Below are 16,190 nucleotides of genomic sequence, written 5' to 3'. Positions count from 1 at the left end.
AGTGTTCAGCGTGACCGTTCGGGATCACATCATGATCGCCCACAGTTTCCGGGGCGACGTGTTCGGCCCGGCCCAACGTCTGCACGGGGCGACGTTCGTGGTGGACGCGACGTTCCGCCGGCCCGACCTGGACGCCGACGGGATCGTCGTCGACATCGGCCTGGCCACCGAGCAGCTGAAAGCCGTGCTGGGCGACCTGACCTACCGCAACCTGGACGAGGAGCCGGCCTTCGCCGGGGTGAACACCACCACCGAGGTGCTGGCCCGCACGATCGCGGACCGGCTGGTCGAGCGCGTGCACGCCGGCGACCTGGGGGCGGGGGCACGGGACCTGACCGGCATCACCGTCACCCTGCACGAGTCGCACATCGCCTGGGCCAGCTACGAGCGGTCGCTGTGATCGATGCCGGGCGGGCGGCGCCCGCCGACGGGTCGGACACGACCGGCCGTTCGGTGCACGTCGTCCTGCCCGGTGACATCGACGATCCGGCAGCTCCCAGCGGTGGCAACACCTACGACCGGCGGATCTGCGCCGGGCTCGGTGAGCAGGGCTGGTCGGTGCGCGAGCACCCGGTGTCCGGCGCGTGGCCGGACCCCGACCCGGTCGACCGGGCCAAGCTGGCCGAGGTCCTCGCCGCCCTGCCCGACGACGCCCTGGTGCTGCTCGACGGCCTGATCGCCTCGACGGTGCCGGACCTGCTCGTCCCGCACGCCCGCCGGCTGCGCCTGGTCGTCCTCGTGCACCTGCCGCTCGACGACGAGGCGGAGGCCCGGGCGCTGGCCACCGCGCGGGCCGTGGTGACCACCAGCGAGTGGACCCGCCGCCACCTCGTGACCCGCCACCGGACCCTCGCCGACCGCGTCCGGGCCGCGCCGCCCGGGGTGCGACCGGCGCCGGCGGCACCGGGCTCGGTCACCGGCAAACGGTTGCTCTGCGTCGCGGCGGTCACCCATCACAAGGGGTACGACGTGCTCGTCGACGCCCTGTCCACGGTGGTCGGGCTGCCCTGGACGATGGTGTGCGCGGGCACCCTGGACCGGGAACCGGACCTGGTGCGACGGCTGCGCGAGCGGCTCACCGGCGCGGGCCTCACCGAACGGGTGCGATTCGTCGGCCCGCTGACCGGTGCGGCGCTGGACGCCGCGTACGACGACGCCGACCTGCTGGTGCTGCCGTCCAGGGGTGAAACGTACGGCATGGTCGTCACGGAGGCGCTGGCCCGCGGCCTGCCGGTGCTGACCACCGACGTCGGCGGGCTTCCGGAGGCGCTCGGGTACGCGCCCGACGGGGACCGGCCGGGCCTGCTGGTCGCGCCCGACGACGCGGCCGCGCTGGCCGGGGCGTTGATCAGTTGGCTGACCGACGACGCGCTACGTGCCCGGCTGCGGCGGGCCGCCCTGGCCCGGCGCGACACCCTGACCGACTGGCCGGTGACCACCGCGTCGCTGGCCGCCGCGCTGGAGGAGGTGGCGGGATGACCGTCGAGGAGACCCTGTCGTTCGCCGACTGGCTGCGCCTGCGCGAGCCGGCGGACGCGGCGGCGCGTGCCGAGGACCTGCTGGACGCCGTCCGCCCCCGACTGGTCGGCACCACCCCGACGGTGATCCACGACCTGGGCAGCGGCACCGGCTCGATGAGCCGCTGGGTGGCGGCCCGCCTACCCGGTCCGCAGCACTGGGTGCTGCATGACCGGGACGCGGAGCTGCTCGCCCGGGTCGCCGAGGGCATGGCCGGGGTGGTCGCGGCCGACGGTGCCCCGGTGACCGTGAGCACCCGCTGCGGTGATCTCACCCGACTCGACGCCGCCGACCTGGCCGATGCTTCCCTGGTCACCGCGTCCGCGCTGCTGGACATGCTCACCGCAGACGAGATCGAACGGGTGGTGGCCGCCTGTGTCGGCCGGCCCACCCTCTTCGCCGTCTCGGTGACCGGACGGGTCCTGCTCACCCCGGCCGACCCGCTGGACGCGGCGGTCGAGGCCGCGTTCAACGAGCACCAGCGACGTACCGTCGACGGTCGCCGACTGCTCGGCCCGGACGCCGTGGCCGCCACCGTCGCCGCGTTCACCCGCCACGGCGTCGACGTGCGGGAACGGCCCAGCCCGTGGCGGCTCGGCCCGGAGCAGGCCGACCTGGCCGCCGAGTGGCTGCGGGGTTGGCTGGGCGCGGCGTGCGAGCAGCGCCCCGAGCTGGCCGGCCCGGCCCGGGCGTACGCCCGTCGCCGGTTGGACGAGGCGGCGGCCGGACAGCTCACCGTGCTGGTCGAACACAGTGACCTCCTCGCCGGTGGATGAACCGTTCACGCCCTGGGTACGTGGACTAGGGCAAGTGGACGATCTTCAAGGGGAGGGCCGACGCCGATGTTCTGGGCCTGGGCACGAGTGGTCGGTGGGGTGGGTCTGCTCGCCGTCCTGTTGTGGCAGGTGGGCACCGGCCCGTTCCTCGCCGGGGTGCGGCTGATCGACGCGCCCGCCTTGGGCGCGGCGCTGGCCATCGGGGTGCTCACCACTGTCTGCGCGGCCTGGCGGTGGAGCCTGGTCGCCGGCGGCCTCGGCGTACGGCTGCCGCTGGCGACAGCTGTGGCGCACTGCTACCGGGCGGTGTTCCTCAACGCCACCCTGCCGGGCGGGATGCTCGGCGACGTGCACCGGGCGGTACGCCACGGCCGGGACGCCGGTGACGTGAGCCGGGGCATCCGCGCGGTGGTGTGGGAACGTACCGCCGGGCAGGTGGTCCTGGTCGGCGTCGCGCTGGTGGTGCTCGCGGCCTTCCCGTCGCCGGTGCGGCAGTATCTGCCGCTCGCCGCCGCGTTGCTGGTCGCAGGCGGGCTGGTCGCCGTGCTGGTGGCCCGGGTCGTGCCCAACGCCGGCCCGTCCCGGTGGGCGCGGGCACTGCGCACCGCCGTGGCGGACGTGCGCTCCGGCCTGCTGGCCCGGCGCACCTGGCTCGGCGTGTTGATCGCCTCCGCGGTCATGGTCGCCGGTCACCTCGCCACCTTCCTGGTGGCGGCACGGACCGCCGGGTCGGACGCCCCCCTGTCGCGGCTGCTGCCGTTGACACTGCTGGCTCTGCTCGCCATGGGCCTGCCGCTGAACGTCGCCGGCTTCGGACCCCGCGAGGGGGTGGCCGCGTGGGTGTTCGGCGCGGCCGGGCTCAGCGCGGCCGAGGGTGTCGCGACAGCCACTGTCTACGGTGCACTGGTGTTGGTCGCCAGCCTGCCCGGAGCCGCCGTGCTGCTGGCCCGGCGTTCCCGGACCCCGGCCCCCGCCCGGGAAGCCGCCTCCGCTGGCGGGTGTTGAGTGGGTGGTGAGACGTACGCGTCGCCGCGTGTCGGTGACGCCGGACAGAGGAGTCCCATGCCCGAAGCATTGCCGGTAGCCACGATCCGTACGCAGGTCACTGTGCCGCTGACGTTTCCCAACGGCTACGCCACGACCGTCCGGGTGTTCACGTTCAAGGGGCTGGTGGACGGCCGGGAGCACCTGGCCTTCGGCCTGGGTGACTGGGCGGGCGCGCTGGACCGGCTCGCCGCCGGCGGAGAACCCCCGTTGGTCCGCCCGCACAGCGAGTGCCTGACCGGCGACGTGTTCGGCAGTGAGCGCTGCGACTGCGGGCCGCAGTTGCACGAGGCGGTGCAGCGCATCGCGGAGACCGGCGGTTTCCTGCTCTACCTGCGGCAGGAGGGCCGGGGCATCGGCCTGTACGCCAAACTCGACGCGTACGCGTTGCAGGACGCCGGTCTGGACACCTACCAGGCCAATGTGGCGCTGGGGCGCGGCGAGGACGAGCGGGACTACACGGTCGCCGCGCAGATGCTGGCCACGCTGGGAGTGCCACGGGTCCGACTGCTCAGCAGCAACCCCGACAAGGCCGAGCAGTTGACGCGGTTGGGCGTGGACGTCGCCGAACGGGTGCCCACCAGCGTGTTCCTCTCCCCGGCCAACGCCGGATATCTGGCGGCCAAGGCGGCCAAGGCGGCGGAGACCGAGGCGGCGGAAGCGCTGACGACCCGCACCTCCGACCGGCCCGCCTCCCGATGAGCGGCCGGTCGGAGTCCACGCGGCCGTACGTGCTGCTCAGTTGCGCCGCGTCGATCGACGGGTACATCGACGACGCCTCCGACCAACGGCTGCTGCTCTCCAACGCCGACGACCTGGACCGGGTCGACGCGGTCCGGGCCAGCTGCGACGCGATCCTGGTCGGCGCCGGCACGGTCCGCCGTGACAACCCTCGGTTGCTGGTGCGCTCGGCGGACCGACGCGCCGAACGGGTGGCGGGTGGTCGACCGGAGTCGCCTGCCAAGGTCACGTTGACCGCCCAGGGTGACCTCGACCCGACCGCGCGCTTCTTCACCGCCGGCGAGTCGACCCGGCTCGTCTACTGCGCCACCGGCGCGGCTGAGAAGACCCGGGAACGCCTCGGCCGCCTGGCCACGGTTGTCGACGCGGGGGAGCCGGTCGACCCCGACTGGATGTTGACCGACCTCGCCGCGCGGGGCGTACGGCGGCTGATGGTGGAGGGCGGCGGTACGGTCCATGCCCAGTTCCTCGCCGCCGGTCTCGCCGACGAGCTGCACCTGGTGGTCGCCCCGTTCTTCGTCGGCGACGGGCGGGCTCCCCGGTTCGTCGGCGAGGGTCGCTTCCCCTGGCACCCCGGCCGTCGTGCCCGGCTCGCCGAGACCCGTCAGATCGGCGACGTGGTCCTGCTCCGTTACGCCCTTTCCGACCGCTGCCCCGCCGCCTGATCGTTCGCGCCGGGTCGCGCCGCCTCTCGTGACGGAACGGTATTCGCCGCGAGCGTGATTCCGCTGCGGCATCGTGATGCCACACCGGCATCACGCCCAAAGCGATTATCCTGTCGACGGCGACGCCGGTGTCCGGCAGGATTCCCGGATGTCCGTGCCTTCCCTTGCCCTTCTGCGGTGGCAGTTCGACCTGACCTGGTCGCTGTTCGAATACCACCTCGAACGACTCGTGCCCGAGGACTTCCTCTGGGAGCCGGCCACGCACTGTTGGTCAGTGCGGCGTGGCGCTGACGGCAGCTGGACCCCGGACTGGGCCGACACCGAGCCCGATCCGATTCCGGTGCCGACGATCGGCTGGCTGACCTGGCACATGGGCTGGTGGTGGACGGTCACCATCGATCATCTTCGGGGCCGACCGCCGCGGGAGCGCGCGGATGTCGCATGGCCGGGCGCGGGGGAGCCGACAGTCGTCTGGCTGCGGGGGATGCGTACCGAGTGGTTGGGTGTTCTCGACAGTCTCACAGAGGCAGACCTCGACAGCGTCGCCACGTTCCCGTGGCAGAACGACACCGACCACACCGTCACGCACACGATCGGCTGGGTCAACGCCGAGTTGATGAAGAACGTCGCGGAGATCGGCCAGCTCCGGCTGATGCGCGCCGCGCAGCCCATCTTTGATCACCAGATGCCCCGGAGGCTCTGATGGGCGCGGGTGGCTTCTCGTTGCGTGGCGGTGTTCGGGTCGTTCCTGCGGGCACGTTGGTGGTCACCGCCGACAACCTGATCGCCATCCGACGCCACAGAAACACGGGTGTGCAGTTCGAGGTCAGTGATCGCGATGAGCTGTGGCTGTTCACGGCACTTCGCGTCGATCGGTTGACCAGCGGGTTGACGGCGCTCGGATGGCGCGTCGGACCGTCCGAGTGAGCGCTGTCCGACAGCGGTGACCGTCGGTCACCGCTGTCGGGCCGATGCGGTGATGACCGATATACCTCAGAGGTATAAATATGACTCTGAGGTATATCGCTGCTCGGTAGGTCGACCTGGTCGGCCCGCCGAGCGGACGATGGATAACGGGCGGCGGTGTGTCGCGGACGGCCCGCGTGCGGCGGGGCAGGCGGGTGGCCGCAGCGGCGGTGCGCGCCGGTCATCGGCCAGGTGGTCGTACCGACAGGTCGTGGTGGAAGACGTTGCGGGGGTCCCAGCGGGCCTTGACCTGTTGCAGCCGGGGGTAGTTCGCGCCGTGGTAGAGGTCCGGCCACGGGCGGGCCGCGCTGACGAGGTCGACGTCGGGGTAGTTGATGTAGGCGCCGCCCGGCGGTACGCCGTCGGTGTCGGCGTACATCTCGCCGTAGAACTCGCGGATCCAGCCCAGGTGCCGGGTGTCGGCGGTCGGGTCCGCCCAGCCCGCGAGGTAGAACAGCAGCATCGACGCGTCCCGGTGCACGCTGGCGGTGGCGGTCGGTGACACCGCGTTCGTCGCTCCGCCGTAGGTGTTCAGGCTCAACGAGCCGGCCGGCAGGTCACCGTCGCGGGTGAGGTGCCGGTAGGCGACCCGCGACTGCCGTTCGGTCAGCGGCGCGCGATGGTAGGCGGACTTGACCTTCAGTCGCCACCCCTTGCCGTCGTTGCTCTCACCACCGAGTGTGGCGGCCAGCCAGGGCAGCGTCGCCGACGTGACGGTGGGGGTGACGCCGACGCCGTCACCGAGAGCCGCGAGGAGTTCGTCGAACAGGTGTCGGCTGTCGTGCGGCACCTGTCCGGTGAGAGTGTGGCCGCCGGCCTGCGGGCGGGAGAGGACGAGTTCGGCGTACAGGTGCCTGCCTCGGGAGCCGGGCGCGCTGTGGCGGGCGCACCAGCGGCCGAAGTTGCCGACGAGCCGCCGGAAACCCCGCTCGGTCATGCCGGCCCACGGCCAGGTGACGGTGAAGTCGAGCACCCTCGCGGGTGGTGTGGGCAGCGTGCGGAACCAGTACCTGGTGACGACCCCGAAGGTGCCGCCGCCCCCGCCGGTGTGCGCCCACCACAGGTCGCGGTGCGGATCGGTCGGCTCCCGGGTGGCGACCACGGCGCGGGCGGTGCCGGCGCGGTCCACCACGACCACCTCGACCGCGTACAGGTGGTCGACCACGAGCCCGTGCAGCCGGGAGAGCCGACCGTAGCCGCCACCGGCGATGTGGCCGCCGACGCCCACACCCGGGCACGATCCACCCGGGACGGTCACCCCCCAACCCAGGAAGAGCCGTCGGTACGCCTCACCGAGCGTCGCGCCCGCCTCGACGGCGAAGCCGAACCGGCGCGGATCGTGGTAGACGTCGGTCAGCCCCGACATGTCGATCACCATCCGGACCGCCGGATCGTCCACGAACCCCTCGAAGCAGTGCCCGCCGCCGCGTACCGCCACCCGCCGGCCGGTGCGGACCGCGTCCTGCACGGCCGAGACGACCTGGTCGGTCGAGCCGACCACGCGTACCTCCTCGGGTGTGCCCACGAAGCGTCGGTTACCGCGACGGACGAGGTCCGCGTACCGGGGATCGTCCGGCAGCACCCGGACCGGGCCGAGTGCTGGTGCGCAGCCCTCCGACGGCGCAGAGGCGGAGACCGGAGACGGATAGAGGACGGCGGCGGAGGCGACTGCGCCGGCCCGGAGCAGATCCCTGCGGCTGGGCGGATTCATGCCGTCGATCCTGTCGTCGCTGGCAGACCGGGTGGAGTACTTTCGTCACACGACGTGCCGTGACGAATTTGGAGGCGGTTACGGTGACCGTCCGGTGTGTCGAATGCGGAGCAGACCTGCCCACCGGCCCGGGCCGTGGTCGTCCCCGCCGTTACTGCTCCCGGCGTTGTCAGGCCCGCGCGTACCGCAGGCGTCGCGAGCACGGCCCGTCCGCGACGCCGCGTCGCATCCCCGACCGGCCCGCTCCCGCCGGTGGCGACCCCCGCGACCGGTTGATCGACCTCGCGGTGGAGCTGGCCGACTCCGGCGGCCTGGACGCCCTCTCCATGCGGGTGCTCGCCCAACGGGCCGCCATGCCCGCCCACGCGGTGTACCGGCACGTCCGCAACCGGGCCGAACTGCTCGGCGCGATGGCCGAGCGGATCACCGCCACCGGCGCGCCGCGCGCCACGCCACCGCCTCGGGAACCACGCCAGCGGCTCGAACGTCTGGCGGACGACGAGTGGGCGATGTACCGCCGCCACCCCTGGTTGCTGGCCGTCCTCGCGACCGACCGGCCGCCGACCGGCCCGGCGGTCCTCGCCATGGTCGACCGCGTCGTGGCAGCCTTCACCAGCGCCGGATACGACCCCGCCGACGCGTTCCGCGCCTATCTGGCGTTCAGCGGCTACATCCAGGGCATGGCCCTGCTGATCCGACGGGACCCAGACGACACCACCTACCCGGCGTGGTGGTCGGCGACCCGCCGCCGGCTGGAGCGGACCGGCCGCACCCGGACCCGGCCCTGGCTCGCCGCGGCCGGCCAGACCAGTCCCGACACCGACCTCGACACCTGGTTCCACTTCGGACTGCGCGGGCTGCTCGACGGCCTGCTGACGGATCCCGCTCGGTATGGTGGCGAGCGTGCCCACACTGGTGAAGATCACTGAACACAACGTGGAAGCCGCGTGCCGGCTGACCGTACGACCCGACCAGGAGAAGTACTCCTCTCCGGTCGCCTGGTCCCTCGCCGAGGCGTACGCGCAACCCGAGATCGCCTGGCCACGTCTGATCGTGGATGGTGACGAGATCGTCGGCTTCCTGATGGGCTTCTTCGACATCGAGTGGGACCGACCGGACGACAGGCGCTCGGGCCTGTGGCGGCTGAACATCGCCGCCGAGCAGCAGGGCCGGGGGTATGGCCGCTACGCCGTCGACGCCGTCCGCGCGGAGGCCCGCCGGCGAGGGCACGACCGGATCTACACCACCTGGGAATCGGGGGAGGACGGCCCGGAGGGGTTCTACCTCAAGCTCGGGTTCGAGCCGACGGGGGAGACCAGCGGAGGCCAGATCGTCGCCGCCCGCTCCGCCCACTGAGCCGGGATCACCGGTTTCCCTGACCGAGTGCTCAGTCAGGCGGCGCGTCCTGCGTACGATGCGCTGTCGAATCCCCTCGTCTCGGCGGAGGTAACGGGCAGATGGCAGGCCAGCACGAGGGTTTCGCCCTCGGCGTCGACCTCGGCACGTCCAACACGGTCGCGGTGCTGCGCTGGCCGGACGGGCGGACCCGTCCGCTGCTGATGGACGGTCAACCGCTCAGCCCCTCCGCCGTGTACGCCGACCCGGACGGCACCCTGCACACCGGCTGGGACGCCCGACGGTTGGCGCAGACCGACCCGGCCCGTTTCGAGGCGAACCCGAAGCGGCGGGTGGACGAGCCGACGGTGCTGCTCGGCGACCGCCCGTACCCGCCCGCCGACCTGCTCGCCGCGGTGCTGGCGGCCGTCGGGCGGGCCGCGGTCGGTGCCGTCGGCTTCCTGCCCCCGGCCGTCCTCACCTGCCCGGCCGCCTGGGACGCGACGCGCCGGCAGGTGCTCGCCGACGCGTTGCTGCTCGCGGGCTGGCCGCAGGTCGCCGAGCACACCCTCGCCGGGCCGACGCCGCCGGGCACCCGGCTGCTACGGGAGCCGGTGGCCGCCGCCCGCTACTACACGCAGGTGTTGCAGAGGCCGGTGGCGGTGGGCGGCACGATCGCCGTGTTCGACTTCGGCGGCGGGACGCTCGACGTCGCGGTGCTGCGCAACGAGGGCGCCGACCCGTGGGGCGACTCCGGCTTCCGCGTCGTCGCCGACGGTGGCCTGCCCGACCTGGGCGGCCTCGACCTCGACGCCGCGTTGGTGCGGCGGGTCGGCGAGGTGGTCGGTGAGCGGCACGCCGCGCAATGGGCGAGGTTGGTCCGACCGGCGGACCCGGCGCAGCGCCGCGACCAGGTGCGGCTCTGGGACGAGGTTAGGGGTGCGAAGGAGACGCTGTCCCGGTCCACTGTCGCACCGGTGGCGGTGCCGGGGGTGGCCGAGACGGTCCAGCTCACCCGGGCCGACGTCGAGCGGGTGGCCACGCCGTTGCTGCGCCGGGCGGTCGAGTGCGCCCGGGAGGTGATCGCCGAGGCCGGCCTGCGTCCCGATCAGCTCGCCGGGTTGTTCCTGGTCGGCGGCTCGTCCCGGATTCCGCTGGTGGCCCGGATGCTGCACACCGAGTTGGGAATCGCCCCGACAGTGCTCGACCAGCCCGAGTTGCCGGTGGCCGAGGGCGCGTTGACCGATCTGCCACTGCGTAAGCCGGTCCCGGCCTACGCGGGGCCGCCGAGCCCTGCGAGCCCGCCCGCGCCGAGCCCTGCGAGCCCGCCCGCGCCGGCCGGGGCCGCGCCGCCGGTCGTACCGTCGCCACCCTGGCCCGGGTCGACCCCGCCGGTGGGCCCTCCGCCCGGTCCGGACCGGGCCGGCGTCACAGTGCCCTCGGCCGGCGGCGCGACACGCTGGCCCCGGGCACGCTGGCTGGTGATCGGGGCGGTGCTGGCAGTGGTCGGGGTGGGTGCCGCGGCGGCTCTCTACCTGACCCGGGACCGCTACCCCGACCTGGAGTTCCGGTCGTTGCGCGAGCTGTCGCGGCCGGCGGCCGGCGCGGAGCGACCGGCCGACATGTGGACGGCGATCCTCGGCGACCGGGCCTACCTGGGGTTCCCGCTTCCCGACGACCGGCTCGAGGTGGTGGCAGTCGACGCCGCCACCGGCGACGAGGTGTGGCGCGAGCAGACCGACGCCCGGGCCGCCGACTGGGAGGCGATCATCGCCGTACCGGGAGGGGTCGCCGTGCTGGCCGACGCCCCGGGTGACAGCACCCCGCGCCCGTTGGCCGTGCTCGACGGTCGCGACGGCAGGCAGCGGTGGCAGCGTGCGGTCCGCGGTGACGACGATGTCTTCTTCGCCGACGACACGGCGGTGCTCGTGGACCGGCAGGCCGCCCAACTCGTTGGCTTGCGGCTGAGCGACGGCGCGCAGAAGTGGACCCGGGCCAACCCCGGCGACCAGTACGGCGGTAACCGCACAGTGGTCCGGCCGGTCGGCAGTGCCGAGGCGGCGGGCGGGCCGGCCTTCCTCGACGGCACGCCCCGCGACCCGTGGACGGGCTCGGGGCGGCGACTCGTCCAGGTCGGTGCGGACCGGTCGGTGCGGCTGGTCGACATGGCCTCCGGTCGGGTGCTGCGCCAGTGGGGGAGCGTCGCCGACCTCGACGACCTGGTGGTCGCCGACGGGGAACGCCTGTACGTGGCCGCCAACGAGGGCGGGTACCAGTTGCTGGCGTACGACCTGGGTTCCGACGCGGAGCCGGTGGTGCTGCACCGGGCCGGCAACGACGAGTACCGACCGAAGGAGCTGATCGCCTGCGGCGAGCGGCGGGCCTGCCTGTTGCAGGTGCCGAACAACGACGCCGAGCGCACCGAGGTGGTGGCGGCGACCGAGGGCAAACCCACGAGACGCTTCCCGGCGCCGGGCGCGACCGGCCTGGTCGCGGTAGGTGAGCAGGTGCTCGCCCAGCGGGAGTACCCGGAGCCGGCCCTCACTCTCTTCGACAGCGGCGGTAAGCCGGTGCTGCGGGACCGCGACGGTGTGGGGGTGCGGCTCGACGCGGGCAACCTGCTGGTGTTCGCCGAGGCGCCCAGCACTGTCACTGACAACCGCGCGCTGGCCGGCGTGTGGGCCGAGTCCGGCGAACCCGACGAGTTGGGTGAGCTGAAGGACGTCCGGAGCGCGTCCTGCTCGTGGAGCACCCACGTGATCGCCTGTGGCGCGGAGAAGGACTTCGTCCTGTACCGCTTCGCCGACGACTGATGTCGGCGACCGAGGAGCCGGCCCGTACGATGCTCCGGTGAATCTTCGGGGTACGGTCCGCGCCGATCGTCCGCTGGTGGTGCTCGCCGTCGGGGAGGAGGCCCGCTACCTGCCGCCCGACCTGCCGGTCCTGCTCACCGGCATGGGCAAGGTGAACGCCGCCAGCGCGGTGGCCGCGGTGTTGGCCGCCGGGCCGCGCCCCTCCCTGCTGCTCAATCTGGGCACGGCCGGGGCGTTGCGGCCCGGGTTGGCCGGCATCCACGAGGTGGCCACGGTCCTCCAGCACGACCTGGACACCGAGTTGCTGCGGTCGCTGACCGGCGAGACCTACGGGGCACCGCTGTCGCTGGCCGCTGAGGGCGCGGTGCTGGCCACCGGTGACACGTTCGTGGCCGACGACGCGGCGCGGGACCGGTTGGCGCGGCGCGCCGACCTGGTCGACATGGAGGGGTACGCGGTGGCGTGGGCCGCCGCGCAGGCCGGCGTGCCGTGCCGGCTGGTCAAGCAGGTCAGTGACGAGGCGGGCGACGGCGCGGCCCGGACCTGGCGGGAGTCGGTCGACGCCTGTGCCCGGGACCTCGCCGAGTGGGCCGGTCGGCACCTCGGCTGAGGCTCACCCGAGCGGTCGCCGCACCTGTAGCCCCGGTCTGGTCTCCCGGACCGCCCCGGGAATCAGTACGTGACCTGCCAGCCCCAGCGCGACGGTCAGAACGACCAGCACCGGCGGCCAGTGACCGGCCCAGGGCAGCACCAGCAGGGGCACGACCAGGCAGGCAATCCGCCACCACGGCACGTGCATGGACACCAGCAGGGTGAACAACGCGCGGCCCACCACGAACAGCGCCGGGCCGCCCACGATCAACAGGAGCCACTGCACGGGTGTCGTTCCGCTGGGCTGGGAGACGACCAGGTCGAACGCGGCGGCCGTGCCTACCACGCCGGCCAACATCACCAGATGGGTGTACGGGGCCACCCGCGCCGGCCGGCCTGCCCTCGCCCCGGCCTCCAGCAGTTCGCCGGCCCGGAAAACGTAGACCTGCCAGAGCAGCAGCATGACGGCGAACGCGCAGAGCAGCGAGGTGATCCGGATGCCGTCGAGATCGGTACGGCTGACCCGGATGGTGGGCACCAGGATGATGTCGCCGAGAGCCAGGATGACGAACTGTTGGTACCGCTCGCCGAGGTGCCCGGTGGTCCGCTCGTACTGGTCGATCGGCACCCGGCCCAGCCAGGGCGTCGGATAGCGGGCCGCCGCGGACAGCAGGTCGATCACGATGGCGATGGTCCAGAGCGTCCAGTTCACGTCGCCGGTCGCCGCACCGGTGAGCCAGAAGACGCCGGACACCACGAACCAGAACAGGAACCGGGTGGCCCGGATGGTGGCCGCCCGGTGGCGCTGCCGGTACAGCGACGTGATCAGGATGATGCCGCGGAGCACGTGCGTGCCGACGTACGCGACCGCGAAGATCATCGCGTGCCCGTCGGTGACCTTGGGCAGCGACGCGGCCATCCCCACCGACCCGACCATGGCGATCATCAGGATGGCCTGGATGGGACGTTGCTGCGGGTCGTAGAACTCGGTCGTGGTGGAGGTGACCGACCAGGTCCACCAGATGGCCGTCAACATCAGCAGCACCTTCGCGCCGCCGGACCAGGACAGGTTCTCGGTCAGCAGCGTCGAGGTCAGCGCGAGGGCGGCCACGAAGACCACGTCGAAGAGCAGCTCCAGCAGCGTGGCCCGGGTCGACCCGTCCGGCCGGCGTACCAGCGCCGCGGTTCCTGCGGTGGTCATGCCGGCCTCCCGCCGCCGTCTCCGAGGATTATCGGCGGCGGCGACGCGGGCCGTCCCCGGATCGGCGATTCCCGCCGGTCGGGGAAGAGGGCGATCGGAGGTTGCCACGGCGTCGGACGCCGGACGATGCTTGACCGCATCCATCAATCTCGATCCGCTCGGAGGTTCGGATGCGCCGCTCCCCGCTCGCCGCCCTCGTCCTGACCGCTCTCCTGCTCGTCGCGCCCGGCGCTGCGCAGGCCGCCGTCCCCGACCGGCCCACGCCTGCCGACCCGGCGGCCGTGCTGGCTCAGGTGCGCACCGCTGGCACCTCCTGGGGCCACGACCCGGCCAGCGGTCGGATGACCCTCATTGTCGACGACACCGTGGCCCCCGCCGAGCTGGCGGCGCTCCGGGCGGTGGCCGACCGGGCCGGCGCGGTGCTGCGCCGCGAGCCGGGGACGCTGCGCCCCCTGATCGCGGCCGGGCAGGGCATCTACGGCGGCGGGGCGCGCTGCTCGCTCGGCGCGAACGTGCGCAGCGGCAGCACCTACTACGTGGTCACCGCCGGGCACTGCACCGCTGCCGCCGCCACCTGGTACGCCGACAGCGCCCAGACCACGGTGCTCGGCGCCCGCACCGCCACCAGCTACCCGACCAACGACTACGGCCTGATCCGCTACACCGGTCGGATCGCCCACCCGAGCGCCGTCTACACCTACCCTGGTCTGCTGACCATCTACGGTGCCGGCAACGCGTACATCGGGCAGGCGGTGTGCCGCAGCGGCGTCACCACCGGGGTGCGCTGCGGCACCGTTACCGGGCTCAACCAGACAGTCAACTACGCCACCGGCGTGATCTACGGCCTGATCCGCACCAACATCTGCGCCGAGCCGGGAGACAGCGGCGGACCGCTCTACGTGGCGTCCACCGGCACCATCCTCGGCATTCTCTCCGGCGGCACCGGCAACTGCACCGCCGGCGGCACCACCTTCTACCAGCCGATCGCGGAGGTGCTGGCCGCGTACGGGCTGACGTTGCCCTGACCGGCGACGCGACGGGTTGCCCGTCTCGCACCTGACACCTAGGCTCGGCGACGCCCAGGACCCCGCCGCGAGGACGTGTGCCCGATGCCGACCGACCCCCGACAGGTTCGCTCGACCACCCCGGCCGGCCGTACGCCGGTCGAGGTCGCCGCGGTGGGGGAGACGATGGTGGTGCTCTGCCCCGCCCCCGGTGAGCCGTTGGAGGACGCCGAACGGGTCGCCGTCTCGGTGGGAGGCGCGGAGTCCAACGTGGCCGGTTACCTGGCCCGACTGGGGCACCAGGTCACCTGGGTGAGCCGCGTCGGCGACGACCCCTTCGGCCGGGCGGTGGTCCGGCACGTCGCCGCCGCCGGCGTCCGGGTGGACCAGGTGGTCGTGGACCCCACCGCCCCCACCGGCCTGTACCTCAAGGACCCGGGCCCGGAGGGCACCGCCGTGCACTACTACCGGGCCGGGTCGGCGGCCTCCCGGATGGACCCGGGCACGCTTGCCGACCCGGGGCTGGCCGGTGCCCGTGTGCTGCACCTGTCCGGGATCACCCCGGCGCTCTCCGCCTCCTGCCGGGCGCTTGTCGAGCACGCGGTGACCGCCCGCCCGCTGGCCGGCTCGCTGGTCAGCTTCGACGTCAACCACCGGGCCCGGCTGTGGTCCGCCGAGCAGGCCGCACCGGTGCTGCGTGACCTCGCCGACCGGTGCGACCTGGTCTTCGTCGGTCAGGACGAGGCGCAGGCGCTGTGGGGCACCGCCGACCCGGCGGCCGTACGCCGGTTGTTGCCCGCCCCGGAGACGGTGGTGGTCAAGGACGGCGCGGTGGGCGCCACCGCGTTGCGCCGCGACGCCGAGCCGGTCTTCGTACCCGCGCCCCGGGTGACAGTGGTCGAGCCGGTCGGCGCGGGAGACGCGTTCGCCGCCGGTTATCTGGCGGGTCTGCTGCGCGACCTCGACCCCGTGCGGCGGTTGCGCCTCGGTCACCTGATGGCGGCGCAGGCGTTGACCAGCAGCGGCGACAACGCCCCCGTTCCGCCGTGGGCCTGGTTCGAGGATCTGCTCGCCGCCCCCGTCGACGCCTGGTCGCCGCTCGACCTGACCGCCACCCCGACGCCGGTCTGAGTCGTCGGGCTCCGGCCGGACCACCAGGCAACAGTTTCACCGCGACATCGGATGGAGTGCACCATGACCACACCGGATTTCGACCACATCTTCGGCGGCGCCCGGGTGATGGCCATCCTGCGCGGCCTGCCGGTCGCCGAGACCGTCCGGCTCGCCGAGCGCGCCTGGGATCTCGGCATCGACGTGGTGGAGGTCCCGGTCGCCACCGCCGACGCGGTACCGGCGCTGCGCGCCGCCGTCGAGGCGGGCGTCGAGCGTGGCCGCATCGTCGGCGCGGGCACGGTGCTCGACGTCGAGCAGGTCGCCGCCTCGGCCGACGCGGGAGCCGCGTTCACCGTCGCGCCCGGCCTGGACCTGGCGATCGCCGACGCCGCCGCCGCGCGGGGCCTGCCGCACCTGCCCGGTGTGGCCACCCCCACGGAGGCCCAGCAGGCGTTGCGGCACGGCCTCACCTGGCTCAAGGCGTTCCCCGCGATCACCCTCGGCCCGGCCTGGTTCAAGGCCCTCGCCGGCCCGCTGCCCCAGTTGCGCTTCGTCGCGACCGGCGGCCTCGACGCGGGCAACGCCGCCCCGTTCCTGCAAGCCGGCGTACGGGTGGTGGCGGTCGGCTCGGCCCTGTCCGACCCGGCCCAGCTCGACCGGCTAGCCGAGCTGGCCCTCAAGCCCCCAACCCCCTAACCCCCAACCCCCCGAC

At 73.3% G+C, this 16,190-nt stretch carries 17 protein-coding genes; 15 read left to right on the top strand and 2 right to left on the bottom strand.

Annotated elements, in window-relative coordinates; all coding sequences use genetic code 11:
- Nucleotide 1: 1 nt before the first annotated feature.
- The 8 genes from O7631_RS24350 to O7631_RS24315 all read left to right on the top strand — a co-directional run bounded on the left by O7631_RS24350 (nucleotide 2) and on the right by O7631_RS24315 (nucleotide 5,671).
- Nucleotides 2–400: a 6-carboxytetrahydropterin synthase gene (locus O7631_RS24350; RefSeq protein WP_278146357.1), complete on the top strand. Its 399-nt coding sequence runs from the start codon at nucleotides 2–4 to the stop codon at nucleotides 398–400.
- Nucleotides 400–1,479 (top strand): glycosyltransferase family 4 protein, encoded by a 1,080-nt coding sequence (locus O7631_RS24345; protein ID WP_278148016.1) that lies wholly within the window; start codon nucleotides 400–402, stop codon nucleotides 1,477–1,479. Before O7631_RS24350 ends, O7631_RS24345 begins: the two co-directional genes overlap by 1 nt.
- On the top strand, nucleotides 1,476–2,294 hold the full coding sequence (locus O7631_RS24340; protein WP_278146356.1) for a class I SAM-dependent methyltransferase: 819 nt from the start codon (nucleotides 1,476–1,478) through the stop codon (nucleotides 2,292–2,294). The genes O7631_RS24345 and O7631_RS24340 overlap by 4 nt, the downstream gene beginning before the upstream one ends.
- Nucleotides 2,295–2,360: 66 nt before the next feature.
- Nucleotides 2,361–3,299 carry a lysylphosphatidylglycerol synthase transmembrane domain-containing protein gene (locus tag O7631_RS24335; protein WP_278146355.1) on the top strand — a complete coding sequence of 313 codons (939 nt, stop codon included), beginning with the start codon at nucleotides 2,361–2,363 and terminating at the stop codon, nucleotides 3,297–3,299.
- Between the two features lie 57 nt (nucleotides 3,300–3,356).
- On the top strand, nucleotides 3,357–4,040 hold the full coding sequence (ribA, locus tag O7631_RS24330) for a GTP cyclohydrolase II (RefSeq protein ID WP_278146354.1): 684 nt from the start codon (nucleotides 3,357–3,359) through the stop codon (nucleotides 4,038–4,040).
- Nucleotides 4,037–4,744: a dihydrofolate reductase family protein gene (locus O7631_RS24325; RefSeq protein ID WP_278146353.1), complete on the top strand. Its 708-nt coding sequence runs from the start codon at nucleotides 4,037–4,039 to the stop codon at nucleotides 4,742–4,744. The genes ribA and O7631_RS24325 overlap by 4 nt, the downstream gene beginning before the upstream one ends.
- A 148-nt stretch (nucleotides 4,745–4,892) precedes the next feature.
- Complete coding sequence (locus O7631_RS24320) at nucleotides 4,893–5,447, top strand: DinB family protein (protein ID WP_278146352.1); 555 nt, start codon at nucleotides 4,893–4,895, stop codon at nucleotides 5,445–5,447.
- Complete coding sequence (locus O7631_RS24315; RefSeq protein ID WP_278146351.1) at nucleotides 5,447–5,671, top strand: hypothetical protein; 225 nt, start codon at nucleotides 5,447–5,449, stop codon at nucleotides 5,669–5,671. The genes O7631_RS24320 and O7631_RS24315 overlap by 1 nt, the downstream gene beginning before the upstream one ends.
- Nucleotides 5,672–5,891: 220 nt before the next feature.
- Here O7631_RS24315 and O7631_RS24310 read toward each other — a convergent pair whose 3' ends face one another.
- Nucleotides 5,892–7,421, bottom strand: a complete 1,530-nt coding sequence (locus tag O7631_RS24310) for an FAD-binding protein (RefSeq protein ID WP_278146350.1) — start codon at nucleotides 7,419–7,421, stop codon at nucleotides 5,892–5,894.
- Between the two features lie 83 nt (nucleotides 7,422–7,504).
- Here O7631_RS24310 and O7631_RS24305 point away from each other — a divergent pair, with 83 nt between their 5' ends.
- From O7631_RS24305 to O7631_RS24290, 4 genes are all read left to right on the top strand, one after another.
- Nucleotides 7,505–8,350, top strand: coding sequence for a TetR/AcrR family transcriptional regulator C-terminal domain-containing protein (locus O7631_RS24305; protein ID WP_278146349.1), 846 nt, complete (start codon nucleotides 7,505–7,507; stop codon nucleotides 8,348–8,350).
- Nucleotides 8,313–8,777 carry a GNAT family N-acetyltransferase gene (locus O7631_RS24300; protein ID WP_278146348.1) on the top strand — a complete coding sequence of 155 codons (465 nt, stop codon included), beginning with the start codon at nucleotides 8,313–8,315 and terminating at the stop codon, nucleotides 8,775–8,777. The genes O7631_RS24305 and O7631_RS24300 overlap by 38 nt, the downstream gene beginning before the upstream one ends.
- 101 nt (nucleotides 8,778–8,878) lie before the next feature.
- Complete coding sequence (locus O7631_RS24295; RefSeq protein WP_278146347.1) at nucleotides 8,879–11,569, top strand: Hsp70 family protein; 2,691 nt, start codon at nucleotides 8,879–8,881, stop codon at nucleotides 11,567–11,569.
- Nucleotides 11,570–11,606: 37 nt separating this feature from the next.
- Nucleotides 11,607–12,179: a nucleosidase gene (locus tag O7631_RS24290; RefSeq protein ID WP_278146346.1), complete on the top strand. Its 573-nt coding sequence runs from the start codon at nucleotides 11,607–11,609 to the stop codon at nucleotides 12,177–12,179.
- 3 nt (nucleotides 12,180–12,182) lie between these two features.
- On the opposite strand, the gene O7631_RS24285 is transcribed toward O7631_RS24290, so the two are convergent.
- Nucleotides 12,183–13,361, bottom strand: coding sequence for a low temperature requirement protein A (locus tag O7631_RS24285; RefSeq protein WP_278146345.1), 1,179 nt, complete (start codon nucleotides 13,359–13,361; stop codon nucleotides 12,183–12,185).
- A 170-nt stretch (nucleotides 13,362–13,531) separates the two neighbouring features.
- On the opposite strand from O7631_RS24285, the gene O7631_RS24280 reads away from it, so the two are divergent.
- From O7631_RS24280 to O7631_RS24270, 3 genes are all read left to right on the top strand, one after another.
- Nucleotides 13,532–14,386 (top strand): S1 family peptidase, encoded by an 855-nt coding sequence (locus O7631_RS24280; RefSeq protein ID WP_278146344.1) that lies wholly within the window; start codon nucleotides 13,532–13,534, stop codon nucleotides 14,384–14,386.
- Nucleotides 14,387–14,470: 84 nt separating this feature from the next.
- The gene (locus O7631_RS24275) at nucleotides 14,471–15,496 is read left to right on the top strand and encodes a sugar kinase (RefSeq protein ID WP_278146343.1); all 1,026 of its coding nucleotides are present in this window, start codon (nucleotides 14,471–14,473) and stop codon (nucleotides 15,494–15,496) included.
- Between the two features lie 63 nt (nucleotides 15,497–15,559).
- Complete coding sequence (locus tag O7631_RS24270; RefSeq protein WP_278146342.1) at nucleotides 15,560–16,174, top strand: bifunctional 4-hydroxy-2-oxoglutarate aldolase/2-dehydro-3-deoxy-phosphogluconate aldolase; 615 nt, start codon at nucleotides 15,560–15,562, stop codon at nucleotides 16,172–16,174.
- Nucleotides 16,175–16,190: the final 16 nt, after the last annotated feature.

Origin of the sequence: Micromonospora sp. WMMD967, from assembly GCF_029626165.1 — a bacterium.
Taxonomy (GTDB): domain Bacteria; phylum Actinomycetota; class Actinomycetes; order Mycobacteriales; family Micromonosporaceae; genus Micromonospora; species Micromonospora taraxaci.
Note: the sequence above shows the minus strand (reverse complement) of the source record. Positions and strands in the feature narration are given on the sequence as shown.

What these genes read in the sequence shown, in the direction of transcription:
- O7631_RS24315 (WP_278146351.1), top strand. Translation starts at nt 5,447, where the DNA reads ATGGGCGCGGGTGGCTTCTCGTTGCGTGGCGGTGTTCGGGTCGTTCCT.
- O7631_RS24285 (WP_278146345.1), bottom strand. Translation starts at nt 13,361, where the DNA reads ATGACCACCGCAGGAACCGCGGCGCTGGTACGCCGGCCGGACGGGTCG.
- O7631_RS24335 (WP_278146355.1), top strand. Translation starts at nt 2,361, where the DNA reads ATGTTCTGGGCCTGGGCACGAGTGGTCGGTGGGGTGGGTCTGCTCGCC.
- ribA (WP_278146354.1), top strand. Translation starts at nt 3,357, where the DNA reads ATGCCCGAAGCATTGCCGGTAGCCACGATCCGTACGCAGGTCACTGTG.
- O7631_RS24310 (WP_278146350.1), bottom strand. Translation starts at nt 7,421, where the DNA reads ATGAATCCGCCCAGCCGCAGGGATCTGCTCCGGGCCGGCGCAGTCGCC.
- O7631_RS24280 (WP_278146344.1), top strand. Translation starts at nt 13,532, where the DNA reads ATGCGCCGCTCCCCGCTCGCCGCCCTCGTCCTGACCGCTCTCCTGCTC.
- O7631_RS24340 (WP_278146356.1), top strand. Translation starts at nt 1,476, where the DNA reads ATGACCGTCGAGGAGACCCTGTCGTTCGCCGACTGGCTGCGCCTGCGC.
- O7631_RS24270 (WP_278146342.1), top strand. Translation starts at nt 15,560, where the DNA reads ATGACCACACCGGATTTCGACCACATCTTCGGCGGCGCCCGGGTGATG.
- O7631_RS24295 (WP_278146347.1), top strand. Translation starts at nt 8,879, where the DNA reads ATGGCAGGCCAGCACGAGGGTTTCGCCCTCGGCGTCGACCTCGGCACG.
- O7631_RS24300 (WP_278146348.1), top strand. Translation starts at nt 8,313, where the DNA reads ATGGTGGCGAGCGTGCCCACACTGGTGAAGATCACTGAACACAACGTG.
- O7631_RS24325 (WP_278146353.1), top strand. Translation starts at nt 4,037, where the DNA reads ATGAGCGGCCGGTCGGAGTCCACGCGGCCGTACGTGCTGCTCAGTTGC.
- O7631_RS24275 (WP_278146343.1), top strand. Translation starts at nt 14,471, where the DNA reads ATGCCGACCGACCCCCGACAGGTTCGCTCGACCACCCCGGCCGGCCGT.
- O7631_RS24320 (WP_278146352.1), top strand. Translation starts at nt 4,893, where the DNA reads ATGTCCGTGCCTTCCCTTGCCCTTCTGCGGTGGCAGTTCGACCTGACC.